This is a genomic window from Nonomuraea sp. bgisy101, from assembly GCF_057708945.1.
Genome location: NZ_JBYITD010000006.1, coordinates 342,833 through 365,672 on the forward strand (window position 1 = coordinate 342,833; position 22,840 = coordinate 365,672).

Annotated in this window: 22 protein-coding genes; 17 read left to right on the forward strand and 5 right to left on the reverse strand. The window is 70.9% G+C overall.

Annotated features, from left to right (window positions below; genetic code table 11):
* Window positions 1-46 precede the first annotated feature (46 nt).
* The 12 genes from ku to AC3EO4_RS14435 all read left to right on the forward strand — a co-directional run bounded on the left by ku (window position 47) and on the right by AC3EO4_RS14435 (window position 12,871).
* Window positions 47-874, forward strand: a complete 828-nt coding sequence (gene ku / locus AC3EO4_RS14380) for a non-homologous end joining protein Ku (RefSeq protein WP_379583321.1) — start codon at window positions 47-49, stop codon at window positions 872-874.
* Between the two features lie 80 nt (window positions 875-954).
* Window positions 955-1,851: an alpha/beta fold hydrolase gene (locus tag AC3EO4_RS14385; RefSeq protein ID WP_431895923.1), complete on the forward strand. Its 897-nt coding sequence runs from the start codon at window positions 955-957 to the stop codon at window positions 1,849-1,851.
* Window positions 1,852-1,892: 41 nt separating this feature from the next.
* A complete protein-coding gene (moeZ, locus tag AC3EO4_RS14390) occupies window positions 1,893-3,074 on the forward strand; it encodes an adenylyltransferase/sulfurtransferase MoeZ (protein WP_379583325.1) in 1,182 nt (393 codons plus the stop codon).
* Window positions 3,075-3,248: 174 nt separating this feature from the next.
* On the forward strand, window positions 3,249-3,935 hold the full coding sequence (locus AC3EO4_RS14395; RefSeq protein ID WP_379583327.1) for a hypothetical protein: 687 nt from the start codon (window positions 3,249-3,251) through the stop codon (window positions 3,933-3,935).
* A complete protein-coding gene (locus tag AC3EO4_RS14400; RefSeq protein ID WP_431895926.1) occupies window positions 3,929-5,131 on the forward strand; it encodes a S8 family serine peptidase in 1,203 nt (400 codons plus the stop codon). The genes AC3EO4_RS14395 and AC3EO4_RS14400 overlap by 7 nt, the downstream gene beginning before the upstream one ends.
* A gap of 206 nt (window positions 5,132-5,337) precedes the next feature.
* A complete protein-coding gene (locus tag AC3EO4_RS14405) occupies window positions 5,338-6,159 on the forward strand; it encodes a hypothetical protein (RefSeq protein ID WP_431895927.1) in 822 nt (273 codons plus the stop codon).
* On the forward strand, window positions 6,153-7,319 hold the full coding sequence (locus AC3EO4_RS14410) for a S8 family serine peptidase (protein WP_379583333.1): 1,167 nt from the start codon (window positions 6,153-6,155) through the stop codon (window positions 7,317-7,319). Before AC3EO4_RS14405 ends, AC3EO4_RS14410 begins: the two co-directional genes overlap by 7 nt.
* Before the next feature lie 72 nt (window positions 7,320-7,391).
* Complete coding sequence (locus AC3EO4_RS14415) at window positions 7,392-7,727, forward strand: hypothetical protein (RefSeq protein WP_379583335.1); 336 nt, start codon at window positions 7,392-7,394, stop codon at window positions 7,725-7,727.
* Window positions 7,721-8,041, forward strand: a complete 321-nt coding sequence (locus AC3EO4_RS14420; RefSeq protein WP_431895930.1) for an MGMT family protein — start codon at window positions 7,721-7,723, stop codon at window positions 8,039-8,041. Before AC3EO4_RS14415 ends, AC3EO4_RS14420 begins: the two co-directional genes overlap by 7 nt.
* 89 nt (window positions 8,042-8,130) lie before the next feature.
* A complete protein-coding gene (locus tag AC3EO4_RS14425; RefSeq protein WP_431895932.1) occupies window positions 8,131-10,983 on the forward strand; it encodes a CDP-glycerol glycerophosphotransferase family protein in 2,853 nt (950 codons plus the stop codon).
* A gap of 383 nt (window positions 10,984-11,366) precedes the next feature.
* Window positions 11,367-11,942 (forward strand): YdeI/OmpD-associated family protein, encoded by a 576-nt coding sequence (locus AC3EO4_RS14430; RefSeq protein WP_379583341.1) that lies wholly within the window; start codon window positions 11,367-11,369, stop codon window positions 11,940-11,942.
* Between the two features lie 92 nt (window positions 11,943-12,034).
* Window positions 12,035-12,871 carry an SMI1/KNR4 family protein gene (locus AC3EO4_RS14435; protein ID WP_431895935.1) on the forward strand — a complete coding sequence of 279 codons (837 nt, stop codon included), beginning with the start codon at window positions 12,035-12,037 and terminating at the stop codon, window positions 12,869-12,871.
* Between the two features lie 210 nt (window positions 12,872-13,081).
* On the opposite strand, the gene AC3EO4_RS14440 is transcribed toward AC3EO4_RS14435, so the two are convergent.
* From AC3EO4_RS14440 to AC3EO4_RS14455, 4 genes are all read right to left on the reverse strand, one after another.
* Complete coding sequence (locus AC3EO4_RS14440) at window positions 13,082-14,026, reverse strand: GNAT family N-acetyltransferase (protein ID WP_431895937.1); 945 nt, start codon at window positions 14,024-14,026, stop codon at window positions 13,082-13,084.
* Between the two features lie 611 nt (window positions 14,027-14,637).
* Entirely contained in the window at window positions 14,638-15,528 is an 891-nt protein-coding gene (locus AC3EO4_RS14445) for a phosphotransferase (RefSeq protein ID WP_431895939.1), read from the reverse strand.
* 1 nt (window position 15,529) lies between these two features.
* On the reverse strand, window positions 15,530-16,000 hold the full coding sequence (locus tag AC3EO4_RS14450; protein ID WP_431895941.1) for a glycine-rich domain-containing protein: 471 nt from the start codon (window positions 15,998-16,000) through the stop codon (window positions 15,530-15,532).
* Between the two features lie 11 nt (window positions 16,001-16,011).
* Window positions 16,012-16,500 (reverse strand): hypothetical protein, encoded by a 489-nt coding sequence (locus AC3EO4_RS14455; protein ID WP_431895943.1) that lies wholly within the window; start codon window positions 16,498-16,500, stop codon window positions 16,012-16,014.
* Window positions 16,501-16,795: 295 nt separating this feature from the next.
* On the opposite strand from AC3EO4_RS14455, the gene AC3EO4_RS14460 reads away from it, so the two are divergent.
* The 3 genes from AC3EO4_RS14460 (at window position 16,796) to AC3EO4_RS14470 (ending at window position 19,083) form a co-directional block, all read left to right on the forward strand.
* Window positions 16,796-17,911: a helix-turn-helix domain-containing protein gene (locus AC3EO4_RS14460; protein ID WP_431895945.1), complete on the forward strand. Its 1,116-nt coding sequence runs from the start codon at window positions 16,796-16,798 to the stop codon at window positions 17,909-17,911.
* Window positions 17,908-18,585 (forward strand): YdcF family protein, encoded by a 678-nt coding sequence (locus AC3EO4_RS14465; RefSeq protein WP_431895947.1) that lies wholly within the window; start codon window positions 17,908-17,910, stop codon window positions 18,583-18,585. Before AC3EO4_RS14460 ends, AC3EO4_RS14465 begins: the two co-directional genes overlap by 4 nt.
* Window positions 18,586-18,675: 90 nt before the next feature.
* Window positions 18,676-19,083, forward strand: coding sequence for a WbqC family protein (locus tag AC3EO4_RS14470; protein ID WP_431895949.1), 408 nt, complete (start codon window positions 18,676-18,678; stop codon window positions 19,081-19,083).
* A gap of 121 nt (window positions 19,084-19,204) precedes the next feature.
* Here AC3EO4_RS14470 and AC3EO4_RS14475 read toward each other — a convergent pair whose 3' ends face one another.
* Window positions 19,205-19,744, reverse strand: coding sequence for a CGNR zinc finger domain-containing protein (locus tag AC3EO4_RS14475; RefSeq protein WP_431895951.1), 540 nt, complete (start codon window positions 19,742-19,744; stop codon window positions 19,205-19,207).
* An 89-nt stretch (window positions 19,745-19,833) separates the two neighbouring features.
* On the opposite strand from AC3EO4_RS14475, the gene AC3EO4_RS14480 reads away from it, so the two are divergent.
* Window positions 19,834-21,024 (forward strand): MFS transporter, encoded by a 1,191-nt coding sequence (locus tag AC3EO4_RS14480; protein WP_431895953.1) that lies wholly within the window; start codon window positions 19,834-19,836, stop codon window positions 21,022-21,024.
* 98 nt (window positions 21,025-21,122) lie between these two features.
* The gene (locus AC3EO4_RS14485) at window positions 21,123-22,733 is read left to right on the forward strand and encodes a DUF885 domain-containing protein (RefSeq protein WP_431895955.1); all 1,611 of its coding nucleotides are present in this window, start codon (window positions 21,123-21,125) and stop codon (window positions 22,731-22,733) included.
* The last annotated feature ends 107 nt before the right edge of the window (window positions 22,734-22,840 follow it).

Sequence of the window (22,840 nt, forward strand, 5' to 3'; positions counted from 1 at the left end):
GGGTATGTGCCCATGAGGTGAGCCCGCTATTTCTTTTGGAGTGCCCATGCGCAGCATCTGGAAGGGTGCGATCTCCTTCGGGCTGGTCACGATCCCGGTCAAGCTCTACTCGGCGACAGAGCAGAAGGACGTCACCTTCCACCAGGTGCACCGCGAGGACGGCGGCAGGATCCGCTACAAGCGCGTGTGCACGATCGACGGCGAAGAGGTGCCCTACTCCGACATCGCCAAGGGCTACGAGCTGGCCACAGGGGAGATCGTCGTGCTCACCGACGAGGACTTCGAGGATCTGCCGCTGAGCACCTCGCGGCGGATCGACGTGCTGCAGTTCACCCCCGCCGACCAGATCGACCCGATCTACTTCGCCAAGTCCTACTACCTGGAGCCCGACGCGCAGGGCGCCAAGCCGTACGTGCTGCTGCGGAACGCGCTGGAGAGCTCGGGGCAGGTGGCGGTGGTCAAGGTGGCGTTGCGGCAGCGGGAGTCGCTGGCCACGCTGCGGGTGCGCGACGGGGTGTTCGTCCTGGAGACGATGCTGTGGCCCGACGAGATCCGCACGCCCGACTTCGGCTTCCTCGAGGAGGACGTGGAGGTCAGGCCGCAGGAGCTGAAGATGGCCGAGTCGCTGATCACCACGATGGTGGCCGACTTCGACCCCGCCGAGTACCACGACGCCTACCGTGAGGCGTTGCAGCAGGTGATCGAGGCGAAGGTGGCCGGCAAGGAGGTCGTCCCCGCTCCTGAGGGCGAGGAGGAGGCGGGCCCGGCCGTCGACCTCATGGCCGCGCTGCGGGCCAGCGTGGAGGCGGCGAAGAAGGAGCGCGGCGCCTCGGCGAAGAAGGAGCCGAAGAAGAAGGCGCGCAAGACCGCCTAGGGAGGCCGGCACCGCTGTCCGCCTTGCGGTGACCCCGCTACGAGCGGGTTATCGTCGAGGAAACGGAAGGGGGACGAGCGGTGACGGATCCCATCGCACACTGGCCGGGCACGATGGTCGGTGACGTGTACGTGCGCTCCACGCCGGAGGGCGGCGCCGAACAGGCGGTCTTCGTGCACGGTCTGGCAGGCTCGGCCACGAACTGGACCGACCTCATGGGCGAGCTGAGCGATCTGGTCACGGGTCACGCCGTCGATCTGCCCGGCGCCGGCTACTCGCCCGCGCCCGCCGACGGCGACTACAGCGTCTCCGCGCACGCGAGGGCGGTGATCGGCCTCCTGGAGCGGATCGGCCCCGCCCATCTGTTCGGCAACTCGCTCGGCGGGGCGGTCTGCGTCACCGTCGCCGCCGCCCGCCCCGACCTGGTGCGCTCGCTCACGCTCGTCTCGCCCGCGCTGCCCGACCTCGTCCCCAGGTACGGCCCGGCCCGCGTGGCCGCCTCCGCCACCCCCAGGCTGGGGGAGTGGGTGGCGGACAGGCTCCGCTTCCTGCCGGCCGAGCAGCGGATCAACGCCACCCTGGCCATGTGCTACGCCGACGCGTCCCTCGTGCATCCGGCCAGGGTCAGGGACGCGGTCGAGGAGCTGCGCAGGCGCGACGGCCTGCCGTACGCGGGGCGGGCGTTGATCGGCTCGGCGCGCGGCATCGTCGCGGAGTACTTCAGGCGCGGCGAGCAGAACCTGTGGTGCCAGGCGGGCAGGGTGACCGCGCCGACGCTGATCATCCACGGCCGCAGGGACAGGATCGTGCGGCCGGCCACCGCGCGCAGAGCGCTCAGGGCTTTCCCCCAGGTCAGGATCGTTCTGCTGCGAAATGCCGGACATGTCGCCCAGATGGAGGTGCCTCAGGCGGTCGCCGCGGAGGCTCGCCGTCTGATCCTTGAGACACGATTGGGGAATGCCCCACTCCCGAGCTAGGTTTCAGTGGAGATAGGACCCCTAATCGGGAGCGTAGAACTGTGTCGTTGCCACCTCTGGTCGAGCCGGCCGCCGAGCTGACCGTCGATGAAGTGCGCCGCTACTCGCGCCACCTGATCATTCCCGACGTGGGCATGGCCGGGCAGAAGCGGCTGAAGAACGCCAAGGTGCTGTGTGTGGGCGCGGGAGGCCTCGGCTCGCCGGCGCTGATGTACCTCGCGGCCGCGGGCGTCGGCACGCTGGGCATCATCGACTTCGACGTCGTCGACGAGTCAAACCTCCAGCGCCAGATCATCCACGGCCAGTCCGACGTGGGCAGGCCCAAGGCCGAGAGCGCTGCGGCGACGGTCCGTGAGATCAACCCGCTGGTCGAGGTCGTCATCCACAACACGGCGCTGTCGACCGAGAACGTGATGGAGATCTTCTCCGGCTACGACCTCATCGTCGACGGCACCGACAACTTCGCCACGCGGTACATGGTCAACGACGCGGCCGTGCTGCTGGGCAAGCCGTACGTCTGGGGCTCGATCTACCGCTTCGACGGCCAGGCGAGCGTGTTCTGGGCCGAGCACGGCCCCTGCTACCGCTGCCTCTACCCCGAGCCCCCGCCTCCCGGCATGGTGCCCTCGTGCGCCGAGGGCGGCGTGCTCGGCGTGCTGTGCGCGTCGATCGGCTCCATCCAGGTCAACGAGGCCATCAAGGTGCTCACCGGCATCGGCGACCCGCTCGTCGGGCGACTGATGATCTACGACGCCCTCGAGATGAAGTACCGCGACGTCAAGGTCCGCAAGGACCCCGAGTGCGTGCTGTGCGGCAAGAACCCGACGGTCACCGAGCTGCTCGAGGACTACGAGGCGTTCTGCGGCACGATCTCCGACGAGGCGGCCGAGGCGGCCTCCGGCTCGACGATCACCGCGCAGGAGCTCAAGGCGATGCAGGACGGCGGCGAGAACATCTTCCTCATCGACGTCCGCGAGCCCAACGAGTACGAGATCGTCTCGATCCCCGGTGCCACGCTGATCCCCAAGGGCGAGTTCCTGAACGGCTCGGCGTTGGAGAAGCTGCCCCAGGACAAGCGCATCGTCCTCCACTGCAAGTCGGGGGCGCGCTCGGCCGAGGCGCTGGCCGTCGTGAAGAACGCCGGGTTCTCCGACGCGGTGCACGTCGGAGGCGGCGTGCTGAGCTGGATCAAGACCGTCGACCCCAGCCTCCCCACGTACTGACGGCAGAGCGAGATCGGGGACACCGCGCCGCGGTGTCCCCGATCTCGTCTTCCCTGGCGGCACGATGAGACTCCACTGGCGTCACGTACTTCCGACGCGGTTGGGGGGATGCCGTTGGGCGCTCCGCATTAAGGTCGAGTTGTGAGCAACCGACGAGCATGGCCGTCTGTGGTCGTGACGTCCGCGTTGGCGCTGATCTGCGCAATCACCGCGGGCGTGGCGGCCAGCGCGTCCGGCGCGGAGCTCACCAGAGGGCCCACGCAGGCCGAGCTGGAGGCCGCCGCCAAACGCGAGGTCGCCGACCGGTGGCGGAGCTGGCCGGCCGGCAAGATCTTCCCCGCGACCATCACCTACGTCGCCGAGCAGGGCGGCAAGGAGAAGGCCCACCGCGTCGGCATCTCCGCCTCGACCGACTGCGTGAGCGCGGTGGACAGGAAGGCGGCCGCCACGCTGCGCAGGGCGGGGTGCGAGGCCGTGCTGCGGGCGACCTACCTCGACGAGCTGCAGGGCGTGGTGGTGACCGTGGGCGTGCTCGCCCTGCCCGACGAACTGCGTGCCGTACGGGCCAAGAAGGCCTTCCCCATCTCGGGCAGGCCGGTGCCGGGACTGCGCCCGGTGGCGTTCCAGGGGACGGTCACCGAGCGGTTCACCCCGCAGGGCCGCCAGACGGCCTCGGTACGGCAGGCCGGTCCCTACGTGGTGCTGACCACCGCCGGCCAGGTGGACGGCAGGCCCGCGCGGGCCGTCGGCGGCCAGCGCCCCGCCGTTTTCGCCTTCGCCGCCGACCTGGGTGAACGCGTCCTGGTCGAGCTGAGCACGCCGCGCATGCCCGACTGCGGCTCCAAGGCGTGGCGATGCTGAGGCGCGTGAGCCTCGCCATGGCGCTGGTGCTGCTGGTGACGCCCGCCGCGCACGCCGACAACGTGCGCGACAGCCAGCGGGAGGTCATCGACACGCTGCGGCTGTCCAAGGCGTGGCAGACCAGCAAGGGCGCCGGGGTGATCGTCGCCGTCCTCGACTCGGGCGTCGACCCGCTCCATCGCGACCTGTCGGGCTCGGTGACGGTCGGCGCCGACTTCACCAAGGGCGCCAACCCTCCGGGCGTGGCGCCGACGCGGCTGCACGGCACCTACATGGCCTCCCTCATCGCGGGCCACGGCCACGGGCAGGGAAGCGGCGACGGCATCATCGGCGTCGCCCCCCGCGCCAGGATCCTGTCCGTCAGGGTGATCCTGGAGGACGAGGAGCCGGGATTCGGGGAGTTCAACACCGCCAGGCGCTACGAGGACGTGGTGGCCAAGGGCATCCGTTACGCCGTCGACCAGGGTGCGCAGGTCGTCAACATGTCCATCTCCAAGGAACTGGCCACGGCCCGCGAGCGCGAGGCCATCAGGTACGCGATCTCCAAGGGCGTCGTGCTGGTGGCGGCGGCGGGCAACGAGGGCGCGCGCAAGCCCGAGGCCAGCGGCTACGCGCCCTACTCCTACCCCGCGGCCTTCCCGGGCGTGGTGTCCGTGGCGGCGACCGACCGGGGGCTGCGCCGCGCCTCGTTCTCCAACTGGAACCCCTCGGTGCTGCTGGCCGCGCCCGGCGTCGACATCCTGGGAGCGGGACCCGGCAACGAGTACTGGGTGGGCAAGGGCACCTCGCAGGCCAGCGCCCTCGTCTCGGGTGTGGCCGCGCTCATCAAGGCCAGGCATCCGCGCATGTCGCCCGCGCTCGTGGCACAGGCCATGACGCTGAGCGCGTCCAGGCGGCCCTCGGGAGGCTACGACACCGGTACGGGCTTCGGCGTGGTCGACGCGGCGGGAGCGCTCGCCGAGGCGGCCAGGCTGGCAGGGCACACGCACACGGCACGCGGGAAGGACGCCCACGATCCTGACCGGCCGCTCGGCGAGGCGGCCGCCCCCGTCCAGGTGATCCACCGTGACCAGCGCAGGATCATCGTCTACGGCTCCATAGCGGCCGCCGCGGCGCTGGCGGCGTTCACAGCGGTCCTGGTGCTGACAGCGCTGGTCAAGCGGACGCGAAGGGCAGACAATCCCCAGGACGCATGATCCGCGCCCTTAGGGGGACGAATTACCTATGAGAAACGCGCAAAAGGGTCCTTCGCCACCGTGAAGAGCCCACGTTTCTCCCAGGTGAGAACCAAAATGAGTGAGGAGCGGTGGGGGACACGTCAGGGAGGGCACGCAGGCGGCCGGTGTCCGGTCTGCCTCGATCGGGGCAGGCGGCGAGAGGCGGATCGCCGCTCGGCGCCCCTGTGACCCGACGCTCCCGCGTGCGCTCGTGGCCCGCGGCCACCGGCCGCAGGGACGGGCAGGCGGCGAAGGAGAGAGCCGAGCGCGAGGCGCTGGCGCAGGGCTTCAGGTACCGCACGATGTTCATCGGCATCCTGGGCGCGATCGTGACGCTGTCGGCCGTGGTGGTCCTGCTCGGCGCCACCGGCATGCTCGCCGAGAGCAGGTCCCGCCCGCTGACCGTCGCCGAGCAGACCCGCTACAAGCAGGAGGAGATCGCCAGGCGCTGGCAGGCGTGGCCCGCCACGGGCGTCTTCCCCGAAGAGGTCTCCTACCAGGGGTTCGACCAGGCTCAGCAGTACGCTCGGAGGGTCGGCATCGCCCCCGAGGTCACCTGCGCCGCCGCCACCGACAGGGCCGTGGCCAGGGTCCTCGACGGGCACGGCTGCGTGACCATGCTGCGCGCCACCTACGTCGACCAGAGCGCGATGTTCGTCTTCACCGTCGGCGTCGCGGTGCTGAAGGACGAGGAGTCGAGAGTGGCGGCCACCGAGGAACTGACGATCGACGACCGCGTGGGCGTGCTTCCCGTCGCCTTCCCCGGCACGGTGTCCGAGCGTTTCGGGCTCGACCAGCGGCAGCGCAACGGCTGGGTGGGCGCGGGGCCCTACATCGTCTTCTCCACCGCCGGCTACACCGACGGCCGCACCAGGGCCGCCATCCCCGTGGAGGAGATCCTGCACAGCGAACTGTGGTCGGCAGCCAGATCCGTCAGCGGCCAGATCGCCTTCTTCCTCGCCGAGCCGCCCAAGGCCCCGCGCTGCACGCAGGGGAACGCGTGCTGAGCGTCGCGCGGTCGCTCCTCGCGGCCGCCCTTGTCCTGTACGGCACGGCCGCTCCGCCCGAGCGGGAGCAGCAGCGCTGGGTGCTGACCGCGATCAACGCCGAGCAGGCGTGGACGGCGAGCAAGGGCGCGGGCGTCACCGTCGCGGTGATCGACAGCGCCGTGGCCCCCCGGACGCCCGGGCTCGAGGGCAGGGTCACGGTGGCTCCCGACATGACCTCCACGACGTTCGACCGCGCCGGCGCCGTCCCCGGCGAGCACGGCACGGCGATGGCGGGGCTGATCGCGGCCTCCGGCGACAAGGGCGGCTTCATCGGCGTCGCCCCCCAGGCCCGCATCCTGTCGGTGCCCATCACCGTGGACGAGACGCTGACCGGCGGCGCGATCCCGCCGCAGGAGGACCTGCTGTCGAGCAGGGAGAGCCCGCTGGCCAGGGCGATCCGCTACTCGGTCAACAACGGGGCCAAGGTCGTCAGCATGTCGATCGGCACGTACGGCGTGCAGAAGTCCGAACGCGAGGCCGTCGCCTACGCCCTCGACAGGGGTGTCGTGCTCGTCGCCGCCGTCGGCAACGACGGGCAGACCGCCTACACCAAGGCCAACAGCACCTCCTACTGGAGCTTTCCCGCCGGATATCCGGGCGTGATCGGCGTGGCCGCGGTCGACAGGCAGGGCAGGCGGGCGGCCTTCAGCAGCGACAACCTCTCCGTCATGGTCGCGGCGCCCGGCGTGGACGTGCCGGTGGTGAAGATGAGCGGCGCGCTCGGCTCCAGCAAGGGCACCAGCGTGGCGACGGCGCTGGTGGCGGGGGTCACCGCGCTGATCAAGTCGAAGTACCCGAACCTGGCGCCCGACAAGGTGGCGCTGGCCATCACCGGCAGCGCCCGCGCGAGGCCGTCCGCGGGATACGACGACAAGATCGGCTTCGGGGTGGTCGACGCGGCGGCGGCTCTCGACAGGGCGGGGGAGCTGGCCGGGCAGCAGCGGGGCGTGGCCGTGCCCGAGAACAAGCACTTCGGGGCGGGCGAGAAGGCGCCGCTGCCCTCGCCTCCTGGGCCGAGCCCGTGGCGGATGTGGCTGTTCGGCGGCGGTGTGCTGATCGGCCTGGTGGCCTTCGGCGCGGCGGTGACTCTTCTGAGCCAGCGCAACAAAGGCGGCTGAAACGTGCTTTTCTGCCACAGATTTCACAACAGGTACCTGGACCTGCGGTGATCATGAGTATGCTCCCGCCTCATGAGCTACGAGCTGCACGTGGAGCGTGAGTCTCCGCTCGCCTTCGCCGAGCTCGCCAGAGCGATGGCGCCGGCCGGGTTCTCGCTGCGCGAGCCCGGCGAGATCCTGGCAGGCGAGGAGCGCCGCCCCGTCGCGCACTGGCGCGACCGTGTCGTCGGCACGCCCGCGTCGGACTGGGACGTGGCCCAGCTCGTCCGGCTGGCCGCGGCCGTCGGCGGACGCCTGCGCGGTGAGGACGGCGAGCACTACTACCTGCGCGACGGCGTCATCGAGGTCGACGGCGACGCCATCGGCAAGATCGACGAGATCCTGCGGGAAGGGCCCTCGGCGTGGTGACACCGTACGGTGAGCGGGTGCTCGACCTCGTCGAACGCATCCCTCCAGGGCAGGTCATGTCCTATGGCGACGTCGCCGAGTACCTCGAGGAGGGCGGGCCGAGGCAGGTGGGCACGGTCATGTCCGCGTGGGGCGGCGCCGTACCGTGGTGGCGGGTCGTGCACGCCGACGGGACCGCCGCTCCCGGCCTGGTCGACAGGGCGCTGCCGCACTGGCGGGAGGAGGGCACGCCGCTGCGCGGCGAGCGCGTGGACATGCGACGTGCCCGATGGTTGCCTTCAGGGGACTTTCAGGAACCAACTGACCTGGCATGACACGATATTTGCGGATTTGCGGTATGTGACGCGCATTACCATAGCGAGGGACTGCCCACCGTTCCCGGGTCCGAAAGGCGGTGCCCTTCATGGCCACCCCAACCGGCGATGTCGTCGCCGAGCGCCTGAAGGTTGTCCAGGACCTCTGTGACCGGGGGGAACCGCTCGACGCGATCATGCGGACCGTCCGGTCAGGGGGACTGCCACCTGCCGAAAGGCGCGCGTTCGACGCCGCCGTGCTCAGCGGCTCGCTGGGCCTGCGCTTCGACCAGGCCGCCAAGCGCGGCGCCGCCCGCAGGCGCGAGCTGGTCAACCTGTTCAGGCCCTACCTGGCCGAGGTCGACCCGGGCGTCAAACACGACCTGCCCGTGGAACGCAGGCTCGCCTACCACCTGCTCGAGCACAGGCCCGACGACGAGCTGATCGACGGCGACACCCTCACCAAGGTCATCACGGCCGCCGCCGAGCCGTCCAAGCGCATCCGCAAGGGCCTGCGCTGGTACGCCGACCTGCCGTTCGTAGACGAGCTGCCGCACGACCTCTACCGCCTTCGCCGCTCCGACCTGGTGCCCGTCACCCAGATCGACGACATCGTCTGGGAGAACGGCAGGCTCCGCGTCGACGGCTTCGCCTACCTCGCAGGCCTGTCGGTGCGCAGCCGCCGCTTCAACAGGGCCACCGTCGTGCTGCGCGGCCCCCGATGGCTGCCGCCCGTGCGGATGCGGACCCGCCGTACGCTCGCGCCCGAGGCCACCCACGGCGCGCGTGAGCCCGGATGCAACTACGACTGGTCGGGTTTCACCGCGACGCTGAGCCCGTGGCCGCTGCGCTGGCGCTCGTCGCTGCGCGCCGTCGTGTCGGCGGTGCGCCGCACGATGCGGCACCGGCCCGCCGTCCAGGACACCACCACGTGGCGCGCCGAGATCGTCTTCTGGTCCCGTGGCGCGCGGGCGACCGGCCTGCTGCGCGGGGCCTCGCTGGGCAGGACCGAGCGGCCCGCGGGGCTGCGCGTGAAGCCGCGCTGGTGGGTTCGTCCCGTGTGGACCTCCGACCGGGCGCTCCAGGTCGTGCTCCAGCCGAACAGGGCCGAACTGACCGGCGTCCAGTTGGACGGCGAGCGGCTCGAGCTGACCGTCTTCCTGCCCGGCCGTACCTGCACCAAGGGCCACGCCAGGCTGGGCGGCCACCGCATGGCGGCCGAGTTCCACCCCGTCGAGGGCGGCACGAACGTCACCGTGGCGCTCGCCGTACCCGCTCTGCTGCAGGAGAAGGACGGGCGGCGGCTGTGGGTGGAGCCCAAGGGCGACCCCGCGGCCTCGGTCATGCTCGGCGACGCGCTGGAGGAGACCAGGGCCGCCGTCGGCGACAGGGAGATCACCGTGCTGGGCGACAGGCGCGACCGCGTCGTCGTCTCCGCGCACCGGATCAGGCCCGTCATCACCTCGGCCCGATGGGAAGGCCCTGTCCTCGAACTGCGCGGCGACTACCCGGACGCCGAGGGCGCCCGCCGCCTGTCGCTGCGGCACCGCTCGGGGCTGATGTTCCACGCGGACATGATCCGTTCCGGGGACGAGTTCACGGTACGGCTGGCGCCGTCGGAGATGGAGCGCTTCGGCGAGCGGACCCCGATGCCGTCGGGCACCTGGAACCTGTCCGTCCGCCACCCGACGGGCGAGATCGTCCCCGTGCGCGTGTCGCACGCCGCGCTGCCCACGCTCGACGAGTCCCAGCACTCCTTCTCAGGACGCGGCTACCGGCTGGTGTCGACCCGCTTCGACGTGCCCGTGCTGATGGCCGAGGAATCGCGCCCCGCCGACGAGAAGGGCGTCGCGGGCACGCACGTGCTGCGCCGCGTCTTCTACCCGGCCCAGCGCGCCGAGCCGATCCAGGAGTCGACGGTCTACGTCGTCAACGACGGCCGTCACTACGCCGACAGCGTGCGCGCCATCTACGAGGAGCGGCTGCGCCGCGGCGACGACCGCGAGCACATCTGGATCGTCAAGGACGGCGCCTTCGTCCCGCCGGGCCCCGCCACCGTGGTCCGCGCGGGCAGCAGGGAGCATCACGCTGCGCTGGCACGTTCCCGGCACATCGTGACCAACTCCTTCCTGCCCGCCTGGTTCAGGGCGCGCGAGGACCAGGTCGTCCTGCAGACCTGGCACGGCACGCCGGCCAAGCGCATCGGCAACGACCTGCCCCACATGTCGCGCGACCCGCGCCCGCCGGTCTGGCACCGGCAGGCCGCCGAGGTGCGCGGCTGGGACGTGCTGCTGTCGCAGTCGCCGTGGGCCACGCCCATCCTGCGCGAGGCCTTCGGATACAAGGGCGAGGTGCTGGAGAGCGGGCTGCCCCGCAACGACGTCCTCACCTCACCTGACAGGGAGATCCTCGCGGCGGCCGTACGGCGCCGCCTCGGCCTGATCGAGGGCAAGAAGGTCGTGCTGTACGCGCCCACCTGGCGCGACTACGACAGGAAGAACAGCACGATCAAGCTCGACCTGTCGCTGGCCAGGGCCGAACTGGGGGCCGACCACGAACTCCTGGTCAGGGCGCACCCGATGCAGGCGATGCCGGTGGTGCCCGCCGACGTCGCCCACGACGTCACCACCTATCCCGACATGGCCGATCTGCTGCTGGTCGCCGACGTGCTGGTCACGGACTACTCCTCGTCGATGTTCGACTTCACGGTGACCGGGCGGCCGATCGTGTTCCTCGCCCACGATCTCGAGAAGTACTCGTCGAAGCGGGGGCTGTACCTGGACCTCGCCGCGCAGGCACCAGGGCCGTTGCTGTCGACGTCGGCCGAGGTCGTGGAGGCGCTCAGGTCGATCGACACGGTGGCGGCGGCTCACGCCGACCGGTACGAGGCCTTCAGGGCCACGTACGCGCCCCGCGACGACGGCAAGGCCACCGCCCGCGTCGTCGACCACCTCTTCTCGTAGGGGACGGCTCGCAGCCCGGCGGTAGGGCCGGGACCGCGGGCCAGCGGCGACCCTGCGGTAGGCGCGGGACCGCGGGCTAGCGGCGACCCGGCAGGGCCGGCTTGCGGGCCAGCAGCGACCCGGCGCGGTCGGCGAAAGATCGCCGACCGCGTCAACGTGGTCGATCATCGCCGTCACGACGAGCGCCGGTTCGCGGTCATCGGTGATCGGAACCTCGTCGGACATCCAGGTCCCCCTTTCGACTCGTTCGCTGCCGGAGGGCCGGCGCCCGGTCCCCGGCACTCGACCTAGGCCGCGGACACTTCGGCCAACAAAGTGCTCATTCGGTGAGCACTTTGCCGTGGAGGATGGTGACTGCCGCCGACCGGACGAAGGAGCCGCAGATGTCGCGAGGACCGATCACCGTTGAGCAGGACGAGCAGGCGATGCTCTTCGCGGACGCCGCCCAGTGGGAGGCATGGCTGGCCGAGCACCACGAGGGGGAAGGGGTCTGGCTGAAGATCGCCAAGAAGGGGGCGCCCTTCGCCTCGCTCAGGATCGCGCAGGCGTTGCAGGTCGCGCTGTGCTACGGCTGGATCGACAGCCACCGCAGGTCCTTCGACGAGCACTTCTACCTGCAGCGGTACTCGCGCCGCCGCAAGGGCAGCGCCTGGTCGCGGGTGAACGTCGAGCATGTGGAGAGCCTGACCGCCGCCGGACGCATGAGGCCGCCCGGCCTGGCGGAGGTCGCCGCCGCGCAGGCGGACGGCCGCTGGGAGGCGGCCTACGCCGCCCAGCGCGACGCCACCGTCCCGTCCGACCTGGCCGAGGCGCTGGCGGCCCACCCCGAGGCCGCCGCCCGCTTCGAGGCGCTCGACAGGACCGGCCGCTACCTGCTGATCCTGCCGCTGCTCAAGGCCAGGACCCCCGCCGGGCGGGCGGCCCGTCTGCACAGGACCCTCTCCGGCCTGCTGGACTGAGCGAGCCGCCGGGCGTGTCCAGGCCGCGGCGGGCCCGGCTCGGGAGCCACCGGCGGCCTGGCGAAGCGACCTTGATCCCTACACTCGTGGGCATGACGGCAATGGAGGATCTGGTCAGGTTGGTCCCGCCGCCTGCGGTTCCGGTCGACGCGAACGGCGACTGGCGGGAGGTCGAGGCCGCGCTGGGGCTCGTGCTGCCCACGGACTTCAAACTGCTCATCGAACGCTACGGCCGTGGCCGGTTCGTCGACTTCCTCATGCCGCTGACGCCCTTCGGCGACAACGAGCTGCTGGTCCGACACGCGCGGCACCTGCTGGACGGCGAGCGCTCATTCCGTGAGAGCAACCCCGACAAGTGCCCCTACCCGTTCTATCCCGAACCCGGCGGGCTGCTGCCGTGGGCGGGCACCGACAACGGTGACAGGCTCTGCTGGTCGACCACGGGCGAGCCGGACGGATGGCCGATCGTCGTCTGGAATCCGCGAGGCTGGACCTACGACGCACACGACATGGGCGCGGTGGCATTCCTCCACGGCTGGCTGAGCGGACGGGTGAGCACCACGGTGTTCGGCGACGCGGACGAGACGAGCCCATGGTTCGAGCCGTTTCGCGAACGGGATCACGTCTACATCCACCTGTCCGAGGGCGAGCTGCCGTACCTGGAACGACTGCGGATCCTGCGCGACGCGCTCGCCCCCACGGCCGACCGTGGCGCTTTCGACGACGGCGAGGGCGCGCGGCAGGATCACTTCGCCGCCACGGGCCTCGACTGGCTGCTCACCTACGAGACCGCCTACGGTCACCAGATCCGGGTCGCCTTCCCGCCCGGGGACGACGAGCGCGTACGTGTCACGCTTGTCGACGCCGTTCGTCGCATGGGCTGTGAGGTGACGTCCACGACGTCGCACATGGGGGAGCCCGTCTGGTGATCGCGGCCTGCCCTTCGGCCCGGGGCGGGTGACCGAGCGGCGGCCCCGGCGGGACGACTCGGGAGGTTCGTCCCGGAGAGCCGCCGATCAGGGGAGCGGGTGGCTGGGCCCCGGAGCACCGCTCAGGAGAGCGGGTGGCTGGGGCCCCAGAGCGCCGCTCAGGAGAGCAGGTGACCTGATCCCCGAGGGGCGGCTCGGAGGGGCCGCCGCTCAGGTGAACAGCATGCGGCGGCCGACGACCCGGTATCCGATCCGGTCGAAGACGGCCGCCATGGGCGCGTTGCCCACGTCGGTGCTGTCGCTGATGGACGGCTCGCCCTCCTCGGCGAAGATGTGCATCGCCTCGGCCAGCAGGTCGTAGGCGTACCCGTGGCCGCGATGGCGCCGGTCGACGCCGATGTACCCGATCGTCGCCGAGCGGGGGTTGCGCGTCGGCATCACCACGCCGACCAGCTCACCGGACGCGTCGTGCCCCAGCCGCCATCTGTGGCGCCCGCCCGGCATGTCCGCGACCATGGCCACCGTCTCGGCCGCCACGTCACGCGGCGTCCTGGTGCGCAGCTCGCGCCTGTCCCATGCGTCGAGGCTGCCGGTCACGATCTCGGCCAGGAGCCCGAGCAGGATCTGGTCATCCGTGACAGGGCTGAACGTGAGCCTGGTCGAGCGCGGCGGCAGGCCGTACTCGCGCTCCCACCGGAGGTTGAGCCGCTCCACGTGGAAGTCGAGTCCCGCCGTCTCCGCCGCCTTGATGCGGGCGTCGGCGTCGGCCTTGGCGTCGGGACGCTCGCGCCAGTCGGCGGGCAGGAACAGGTTGTACTCGGGCCGCCTGCCGATCGGCGAGTGGTAGCCGGGCGTGACGAGGGCGGCGTAGGCGGCTTCGAGCAGGGCGGCCCCCGTCTCGACGGTGTCGAAGTCGAAGAAGTCGAGGGCCCACGGGTGTTCGGCGTCGGGCGGGCCCCAGAACGAGGCCCTGCCGACGATCTCGTCGCCGCGCAGGGCGATCCAGACCCACGCGGGCCGGTAGTCGCCGTCGGCGGCGAGGTCCGCGAAGGTACGGCTGCGCTCGCCGACGCCCGAGGTGGGAAGGGTGGTGATGCGGTCGAAAAGGGGGAACTCGCGCTCGTCCGCGAGAGCGCGGAAGACCAGGTCGGTCAAGGGATCTCCAGTGGCAGGAGCGCTCCCCTCAGGCGGACGCCTGTCCGAAGGGGGAGCGCGTGATCGTTACGGGGAACATCTGGCTCCTCACCTCCTTCGATCTTTCGCTGCACGGACCCTAGCCGCCCGCCGTCGCCCCGCGCAACACCCAGCGGGCCCTGGTCGCGCCGGCCGCGCTCGCCTCCACCTTTCTCCGGCGGCATGGTCAACTTCCTCGCCGCGCAGTTCTCCGGCGGCACGGTCGACTCCAGCCGCCAGAGCCCGGGGCCTCCGCGGGCGGTTCCGCCAGTGGGGATGCCGGATCAGGCATCAGCCTGTGTGCGTTGCCGGAGCGGTGGCCCCCCGGTGGCGGCGTGCCGGGTGCTGTGGACGGCGACGGCGCGCCGGACGGGTCGAGCGTAGTGGAGGAGCGAGGCGTGCGAGCTCGGCGCGAGCGGACGTTCTGCTTTCTAGGCCTGCGGGAAAGATCGGCTGGTGAGCCGCGCCATCGGCACCCAGATCAGCGCCTTTCCGGGCATGAGGGAAGGGCGTGCAGCCGCACCCTGGTTACGGCTTCACGCCCTGCGCTGACGCGACACCCTCAGACCCGTCAGCCTTCAGGCCGCCGGAGGTCAGGCGACGCCGAGTCGGGAAACGAGCCAGGCGCGGCCTGACTCAGCGGCCCGCCCCCTGAAGGCGCGGCCGTTCTCGGGTCCGAACCGGGCCTTGTACAGCCGGAACAGCGTCCACAAGGCGACGAGCCCGGTCATCGCGGCGGGCCGAGCCGTATCCCACGCAGGCAGCCGCCCGAGTAGGTCCTCGGCCTGGGCCGGCGTATGCCCTGCCTGGATGAGGCGGGGCGCGAGCATCACCGGATCGACCCAGGCGGCGCCGCGCGCCGCGAACGACCAGTCGATCGCCCGCACCCCGCCCGGCGTCATGAGCAGGTTGCTGGGGCTGAGGTCGTAGTGGAGAAGCGTGTCACCCTCCAGCTCGACGGGATCGAACCGCTCCAGCGCCGCCTCGTACAGGTCGTAGTCGCCGCCGAGCCCGTTCTTGTCGAGCAGGTGTCTACCCTTTGCCTGCAACGGCGCGATGTTCTCGGCGATGTCTGGTGCTCCGGCAGGGCAGGGGGTGAGGACGCGGCCGAGGTCTGCCACCGTGGCGAGCGCCTGGAACAGGTCGGGCGAGCCCGGCGAAAGGTCGGCCTCGCGGGCGTGCTCGAGGTACTCGAACCCCATCACCAGCCAGCCGTCGACGGCGTCGCTCCACAGCAGGCGCGGAGCTGCCGCCGTGGCGGGCAGAGCTCTGGACGCCCACTGCTCGCGTTCGTACAGGACCGCGCCGGGGCTGGCGGCCTCGATCGCCTTGAGGAAGACGCTGCCGCGCTCGGTGTGCAGTCGCGCGGCCACGCCCGGCATGATGCCGCCGGTCGCGGTCTCGGCCTTGACGACGGGCCCGGTTTGGTCCTGGATCGCGTCGCGGACGGTCCGGGGGAGGTCCTCCCAGTCAGGTCGGTTCACGTCATGCTCCACTCGGGTCGTCGGCGCAGCCCTGGTAGCACTGGCTGCACTCAGCCTTGTGCAACCACAGTTCCACGTCCACGGGCAGGTTCGCGGCGCGCATCGCTGTGATGGTCACGCCGATCCGGTCCACCGCGGCCGCCCCGGTGGCGGGCTCGTCCTCCGGGATGTGATGGATCACCCGGCCGGCGACCTGGGCGCAGAAGCGGGCGTAGTCGCGCGTGAACAGGATGAACGTGTGCCAGCCCACGTCCACCTGCGGGGACGGCGCGAGCCGCGCACCCGGGTTGAAGGCGCACGCCATGAGGAACGCGAGCGCCTGCCTCATGACGCGGCGGGCGTAGGCGTCGTCGAAGTCCGGGTGCTCGGCCAGGACGCGGGCCACGAGCCGGTCGAACAGCTGGGCGGAGATGGTGGTGGTCGGGTCGATGACGTCGCCCGCGGTGGGCGTATCCGTCGTCGAGGTGGTCATGTGCACTCCCATCAGGGTTGACGGTCAGGTGCGCGTTCGTTGTCGATTGGGGTGGATGTCACCTCCTCAGGCGGAGGGGATGCGGTGCGGTGAGTGTTGTCGAGCCGCTGGCGGGCGACGTTCTGCCCGTTGGTGAGCGCCCAGAGCATGATCGAGTTCATGAGGCGTCCTGCCGCAGAGACGCCGGGCCGATGATGGGCCCCACGGCGTGCTGTACGGGTGAGGGCGTCGCCGAGGTGGGGAAGTGCGAGGTCCGCCAGAGTTCGAGCTCGGCGTCGGCGATGAGCAGGCGCGCCCATGGCGCGGATCAGCAGAAGGCGGGCGCCTGCCACGGTGATCAGCCGCTCCCGCTCTGGCCGTAGGTGTCGGGGGCCGAGATGCACGAGCGTGGGAGTGATGACGCCATAGGTCGTAGAAAGGGCCAGCACATCGAGTAAGCCGGCGAAGGCCGCAGAGCAGACAGCGTCCTCCCGGGTGTGCTCGGTGAAGACTGCTGCCAACTGCAACTCGTGTTGCCGGCACTAGGCGGTGAGCGCGTCGAGCAGAGCGTTGTGCCGAGCTGGCGAGACGCCTACCAGCCGCAAATATCCGTACACGGGCTGAGCCCGAGACCGGGCGCTGTTCCGTGAGGGGTTCCCACATGATCCGTCCAAGCTCGCTCTGATGAGGCCTGACCTTGCGCTTTCAGCCTGACCGGGCTGGACTCGCGACGAAATGATCTGCTGTTGCACTTGCGTGGCACTTCTGTCCCACCACGAGCCGCCGCGTGCTTCCATGAACCAGAAGGGAGGCGCTGTGGCCACCGTGCACCTGTGGACGGGCCTGGAGGCTCACGCGCTGCGACGCGCCTTGCGGATGAGCGTCCGCGTTTTCGCCGCTCACCTTGGGGTGGCCGTCCGCACCGTCTCGAAGTGGGATCAGCTGGGCGCCGCCACCGAGCCGCGCCCCGACACCCAGGCCATCCTGGACGTCGCGCTCGCTCGCGCGGACGCCGCCGCCCACCTGCGGTTCGAGACGTGCCTGTCCGAGATGAGCAGGGTGCCCGCCATCGCGCCTCGCGTCACCACCGCGGGGCCACGCATGTGGGAGTACGAGACGTGGACCGACGATCTCGATCGCGTCGTGGTCGCGCTGGCCAAGCAGAGCTTCGCATTCGCCGAGGCCATGCTCGGCAGATGGCTGACCCGCTTCCAGCCGGGAGACCTGGACGACAAGGGCCTGTACCTGTTCGCCCGCTCCACCACCCTGCTCGGCGACTTGCAGCGCGACCGAGGCGCCCTGCAAGGCCCCATGTCGGCGATGCGCAAGTACAGCGACGCCCACGCGGTCTACAGCGAGCTCGGCATCCCCCGCAGAGTCGCCCAGCTCGACCTGTCCCTCGCTGTGGTCACCGAGATGGCCGGCAGGCTCACCACGGCCGCCCACCAGTACGAGGCCCTGGCCGTCGACGACCGGCTGAGCCCGCGCGACCGAGTCCGCGCCCGGCTGTGGGTGGGCACGGCGCTGAGTAAGGGCGGCGAGCACGACTACGCCGCCCGCGTCATGGCCGTCGCCATCCGCGACTTCGAGGACTTGAACGAACTCGACGACTGGTCCGTCGCCCACCAGAAGCTCGCCCTGGCCCGCCGCGGCGCGGGCGACCTGACGGCCGCCCTGCAACTGATCGACGTCGCCCGCTCGACCGCGGCGACAGACTCGCCCTTGCACCAGGTACGACTGAACACCGCTTACGGCCACATCCTGATCTCCGACCCGGCCACCGTCCATGATGGGCTGAAAGCCCTCGATCGGGCCGCACAGGTAGCCACGAGCGTCGGGCTCGTGCACCAGTTGCGTGCGATCGAGGACGTTCGGCAGATCAGCCAGGGGGCGACGATCCCCCTGTCCACGGTGATCAGGGAGAACGAGTGACCAGCAACCCACTGGCCAAGCGCACCATCAGTGACGAGCAGCGGCGCCACGCGCTTCTCATCTGGGACTACCACCAGATGCACCACCAGGTGCGCGCCTGCGACGCGGCGATCGGGCTGGGCAGCCACGACCTCGGCGTCGCCTCCTTCGCCGCCGAGCTTTACCAGTCGCAGCTCTTCCCCGTCCTGGTGTTCTCCGGCGGCAACAGCCCCACGACCGCGGCCCGCTTCCCGCGCGGAGAAGCCGTCCACTACCGCGAGCGCGCGCTTGAACTGGGCGTGCCGGCCGACGCCATCCTGCTGGAGCCCAACGCCGCAAACACCGGGCAGAACATCACCCTCTCCCGCCAGGTCCTTGCCGAGGCCGGGATCGAGGCGAAGAGCGTGCTGCTGATCTCCAAGCCGTACATGGAACGCCGCGCCTACGCGACCGCCCGCAAGGTGTGGGAGGAGGTCGAGGTGGTGTGCGCTTCCGAACCGCTGGAGTTCGACGACTACATCGACACGATCGGCGACGAGAGCCTGGTCGTCGACATGCTGGTCGGCGACCTCCAGCGAGTGATCGAGTATCCCAAGCTCGGCTACGCCATCGAGCAGGACGTCCCTGGAGATGTGCATGACGCCTACGAAGCTCTCCTTCGCGCCGGATTCGACAGCCGCCTACTCGCTACGTGACCTTCTCCCGGCGGGCACGCGACGAGTGGCCATTCACCAGCCGAACCTGTTCCCCCGGCTGGCGACCCTGGCCAAGCTCTGGACGGCGGATTGCTGGATCGTTCTGGCCGTCTTGACCAGTTCCTGGCTCGGTTCGAGAGCACGGAACGACTCGCCACGATCTCTGTGGCGTCCACAGCGCTGCTGCTCGGCATGCTCGGCTGGCGGGGCCAGGTCGTGTCCAGCAGCGACCTCCTGGCGCGCGATGGACGATCACATCGGCTCGCCGACCTGGCCACGGCCTGCGGAGCGACTACATACCTCTGCGGTACAGGAGGTATGAAGTACCTGATCGCCGATCCGTTCATCGAGCGGGGAATCACGGTCGCGGCCTTCCGCACTCCGCACGAAGGGGTTTGGGCGTCGGCTCGTGAGGTGAGCGGGCTGCATGCCCTGTTGGGCTTGGGCCCCGACGAACTAGCTGATGAACTGCGCCGAGTGGCGGCTGACTACGGATAAGTGACCGGAGTGGAGCACTGGCGCGGCGCGTCGGCGCCGGCAGAGGCCGGTGACAGAGGTCTGGCGGGGTGCGGACCAGAATTGAAGTGATCAACTCGTTGCGACACGCCGAGCGCACGGGTCACCGGGATGCCCGTGCGCGGAACGCGGCCGCCTTGGCGCGGTTGCCGCATCCGCGCATGTCGCACCACCGCCGGGTGCCCCGGTGCGAGGTGTCCACGTACAGCCGGGTGCAGGGCGCGGCCTCGCACTCCCTGATGCTCGTCGCCTGCGCCCCTCCGAGGAGTTCGACCGCCGCTCTGGCGGCGGTGGCGAGCGCCGCGGCCAGGTCTCCCTCGCGGTCGAGACCGCCGGACGGGCGCAGCCGCACCCCCGCGGGCTGGTGGGCCGCGGCCTGGTTGATCAGGTCGCAGTCGTCCGCATCGAGCGCGGCGCCCAGCCGTACGGCCGAGGCCAGCCGGTAGATCGCCTCCCGCAACGCCTTGGCCTGCGCGAGGTCCTCCTCGCCCACGACGGGCGGGGTGTCGAGCAGCCCCGCGGCCACCGTCCAGCGCGCCAGGTCGGCAGGCGTTCCCAGCATGTCGATGCGCGAGTTGCGCCGGTGTCCGACCGTGCCCGCCAGGTCGAGGCCCAGGTTTCCGCTGACGAAGGTGAACTCCACGACAGCCATAGTAACCGACTTGACAGGTTAGTTTGAGGCCTGCGACGGTCAGATAACCGCGTTTACCGGTTACTTTTGGGGAGCTGATCGTGTACGGGCCCAACCATCGATGGATCGTGCTGTCCCTGGGCGTCGCCGCGCAGGCGAGCTTCTCGGCGATGTTCTCCGGCCTCCCCGTCACCGGGATCACGATGCGCGCCGACTACCACCTCTCGACCGCCCAGCTCGGCCTGGTCCTGGGCTGTCTGGGGCTCGGTGTGGCGATCTCCGAGATCGCGTGGGGCCTGCTGACCGACAAGTACGGCGACCGCAGGATCCTGCTCACCGGCCTGATCTCCACGGGGACGCTGATGGCGCTGATGGCCCTGGTTCCCGTCCGTTCGATGGCCGCGCTGGCCGCCTGCATGCTGGCCGCGGGCGCGCTCGGCGGCAGCGTCAACGGCTCCTCGGGCCGGGCGGTCATGACATGGTTCGCCGACGGCCGGCGTGGATTCGCCATGAGCGTCAGGCAGACCGCGATCCCCGTCGGCGGCGCGCTCGGCGTCGCCCTGCTGCCCTGGCTGGCCGGTGCCTACGGCTTCGCGCTCGTCTACGGCGTGCTGGCCGGGTTCTGCCTCCTCACCGCCGCCGCCACCTGGCGTTGGCTGCCCGCCACCGAGGCCGGCGCCGTCATCAGGGAGCGGGCCGGCTCCCCCCTTCGCCGGTGGGACGTGTGGCGGCTCGCGCTTGCCACCGCGTTGCTGACCGTCCCGCAGTTCGCCGTGCTGTCGTTCTCATCGATCTTCCTGCACGACGTCAAGGGCGAGGGCGTCGCTCTGGCCAGTCTGATCGTGCTGATCGCGCAGCTCGGAGGAGGCGCGGCGCGGGTGTGGACCGGACGGCTCAGCGACAGGGGCGGCGACCGCCGTACCTGGATCAAGGGCATCGGCGTACTCATCGCGGTGGTCATGGCGGGCGCCGCGGTCCTCACCCACGCGCCCACACCGCTGACGGTCGCGGCGCTCGCGCTGGGCGGCCTGCTCGCCAACGCGTGGCACGGCCTGGCCTACACCGAGATCGCCGTCATGGCCGGACCGGGACGCGAGGGCGCGGCGCTCGGCCTTGAAGGCACCACATTGTTCGCCGCGGGGTTCCTCACCCCCGTGCTCATCCCGATCGTGCTGGTCGCCACGTCGTCGTGGACGGTCGTCTGGGCCCTCGCCGCCCTGGCGCCGCTCCTGGCCGTCCCTCTCGCCCCTGGCTCCAGGCGGCGGCCGGCGGTGGCCGAGGCGAGGGCCTGAAGAACCACCGGCAAGCTCGCGGTGGCCGAAGCGAGGGCCTGAAGTACCGCCTGCAAAAAGAAATGCCCCAGTACAGGACGCTCTGTACGGTTGCCGACATGACACCGATCTTCCGCCTGTGCGACGAGCACATCACCAGGTCAGCCGAGCTCGACCCCGTTGACGCCGTGTACATGGGCATCTCGGGCGACTTCGGCGTGTCGACCGACTACGGCCCCGAAGGCCACGCCGCCAGGCACGACCTGATCAAGTCCACGCTCGCCGAGCTCGACACCCTCGAACCCACGTCGCAGGACGACCGCCGTGCCGCCGACCACCTGCGCGAACGCCTCCAGGCCCAGGCCGCGTGGTTCGAGACGGGCGAGCAGTACCGCGACCTGAGCAGCCCCTTCGGCCTGCTGTCCACGGTGAGGGACAGCGTCGACCTGCTGCCCACCGGCGACGACGACCAGTGGCGCAGGGTGGCGGCGCAGCTCGCGGCGGTGCCCGAGATGCTGGCGAGCTGGCAGGCCTCACTCGACGAGGGCCTGAGCAGAGGCCTGGTGGCGGCACGGCGGCAGGCCGTCGAAGGCGCGGGTCAGGCGGAGAAGTACGCGGGCACCCACGACGAGCTGGTCGCCTCCTACGGCGAAGGGCCGCTCGCCGGAGAACTGGCCAAGGCGGCCGCCCAGGCCCACCAGGGCTACGTGGACGCGGCCCGCTACCTCCTCGAGAAGTACGCGCCGCGCGCAGCCGAACGCGACGGCGTCGGCCCCGAACGGTACGCCGTCGCCGCCAGGCAGAACCTCGGCGCCGACATCGACCTGGTCGACGCCTACGAGTGGGGCTGGGCGGAGCTGCGCAGGATCGAAGCGGAGATGGTGGAGGAGGCGCACGCCATCCTGCCGGGCGCGAGCGTCGACGAGGCGATCGCCCACCTCAACGCGACGCAGTACGTCGTCGGCTCCGAGGCGTTCCTCGCCTGGCTCAAGGCCAAGCACGACGGCGCCATCGCGGCGCTGCACGGCACGCACTTCGACATCGCCCAGCCGCTGCACACGGTCGACGTGACGCTGGCGCCCGGCTCGACCTCGGGCTCGGCCTACTACACGGCGCCCAGCGAGGACCTGACGCGCCCCGGCCGTACCTGGTGGCCCGTCGGAGGCCGCGAGCGGTTCGCGACCTGGAGCGAGCTGTCGACGGTCTTCCACGAGGGCGTCCCCGGACACCACCTGCAGCTCGGCGCGGTCGCGGTGGCAGGCGACAAGCTGTCGCGGTTCGCGAAGTTCTCCTGGGTGAGCGGGCACGGCGAAGGCTGGGCGCTGTACGCCGAGCGGCTGGCCGACGAGCTCGGCTGGCACACCGAGCCCGGCACCCGCATGGGCATGCTGGCCGACTCGGCGCTGCGGGCCGCGCGCGTCGTGATCGACATCGGCGTCCACCTCGACCTGCCGCTGCCCGACGGGTCCGCGTGGAGCTTCGGGAAGGCGTGCGAGGTGCTGCGCGAGCGTGGCCGCGCGGTGGCGCACACCGTGCACCCCGAGATCGTCAGGTACTTCGGCTGGCCCGCGCAGGCGATCTCCTACAAGCTGGGCGAGCGCGCCTGGCTGGAGGCCCGCGCCGAGGCCGCGCGCAAGCCGGGCTTCGACCTGAAGGCCTGGCACACGGCCGCGCTCGACCTCGGCCCGATCGGCCTGGGCAACCTCCGCGCCGCCCTGAGCGAGCTCTAGCGGTACGGCCCCCGTCGACCACGCGGCTCGGTATCCCCTGAGCGGGCGCGCGAACAGCGCCCACACCACCTCATGACGGGTCGCGCGGCTGTCCTCAGGGGTGCGGG

Coding starts and splice junctions, on each gene's coding strand:
- ku (WP_379583321.1), top strand. CDS start 47: ATGCGCAGCATCTGGAAGGGTGCGATCTCCTTCGGGCTGGTCACGATC.
- AC3EO4_RS14400 (WP_431895926.1), top strand. CDS start 3,929: ATGCTGAGGCGCGTGAGCCTCGCCATGGCGCTGGTGCTGCTGGTGACG.
- AC3EO4_RS14415 (WP_379583335.1), top strand. CDS start 7,392: ATGAGCTACGAGCTGCACGTGGAGCGTGAGTCTCCGCTCGCCTTCGCC.
- AC3EO4_RS14425 (WP_431895932.1), top strand. CDS start 8,131: ATGGCCACCCCAACCGGCGATGTCGTCGCCGAGCGCCTGAAGGTTGTC.
- AC3EO4_RS14430 (WP_379583341.1), top strand. CDS start 11,367: ATGTCGCGAGGACCGATCACCGTTGAGCAGGACGAGCAGGCGATGCTC.
- AC3EO4_RS14435 (WP_431895935.1), top strand. CDS start 12,035: ATGACGGCAATGGAGGATCTGGTCAGGTTGGTCCCGCCGCCTGCGGTT.
- AC3EO4_RS14450 (WP_431895941.1), bottom strand. CDS start 16,000: ATGACCACCTCGACGACGGATACGCCCACCGCGGGCGACGTCATCGAC.
- AC3EO4_RS14485 (WP_431895955.1), top strand. CDS start 21,123: ATGACACCGATCTTCCGCCTGTGCGACGAGCACATCACCAGGTCAGCC.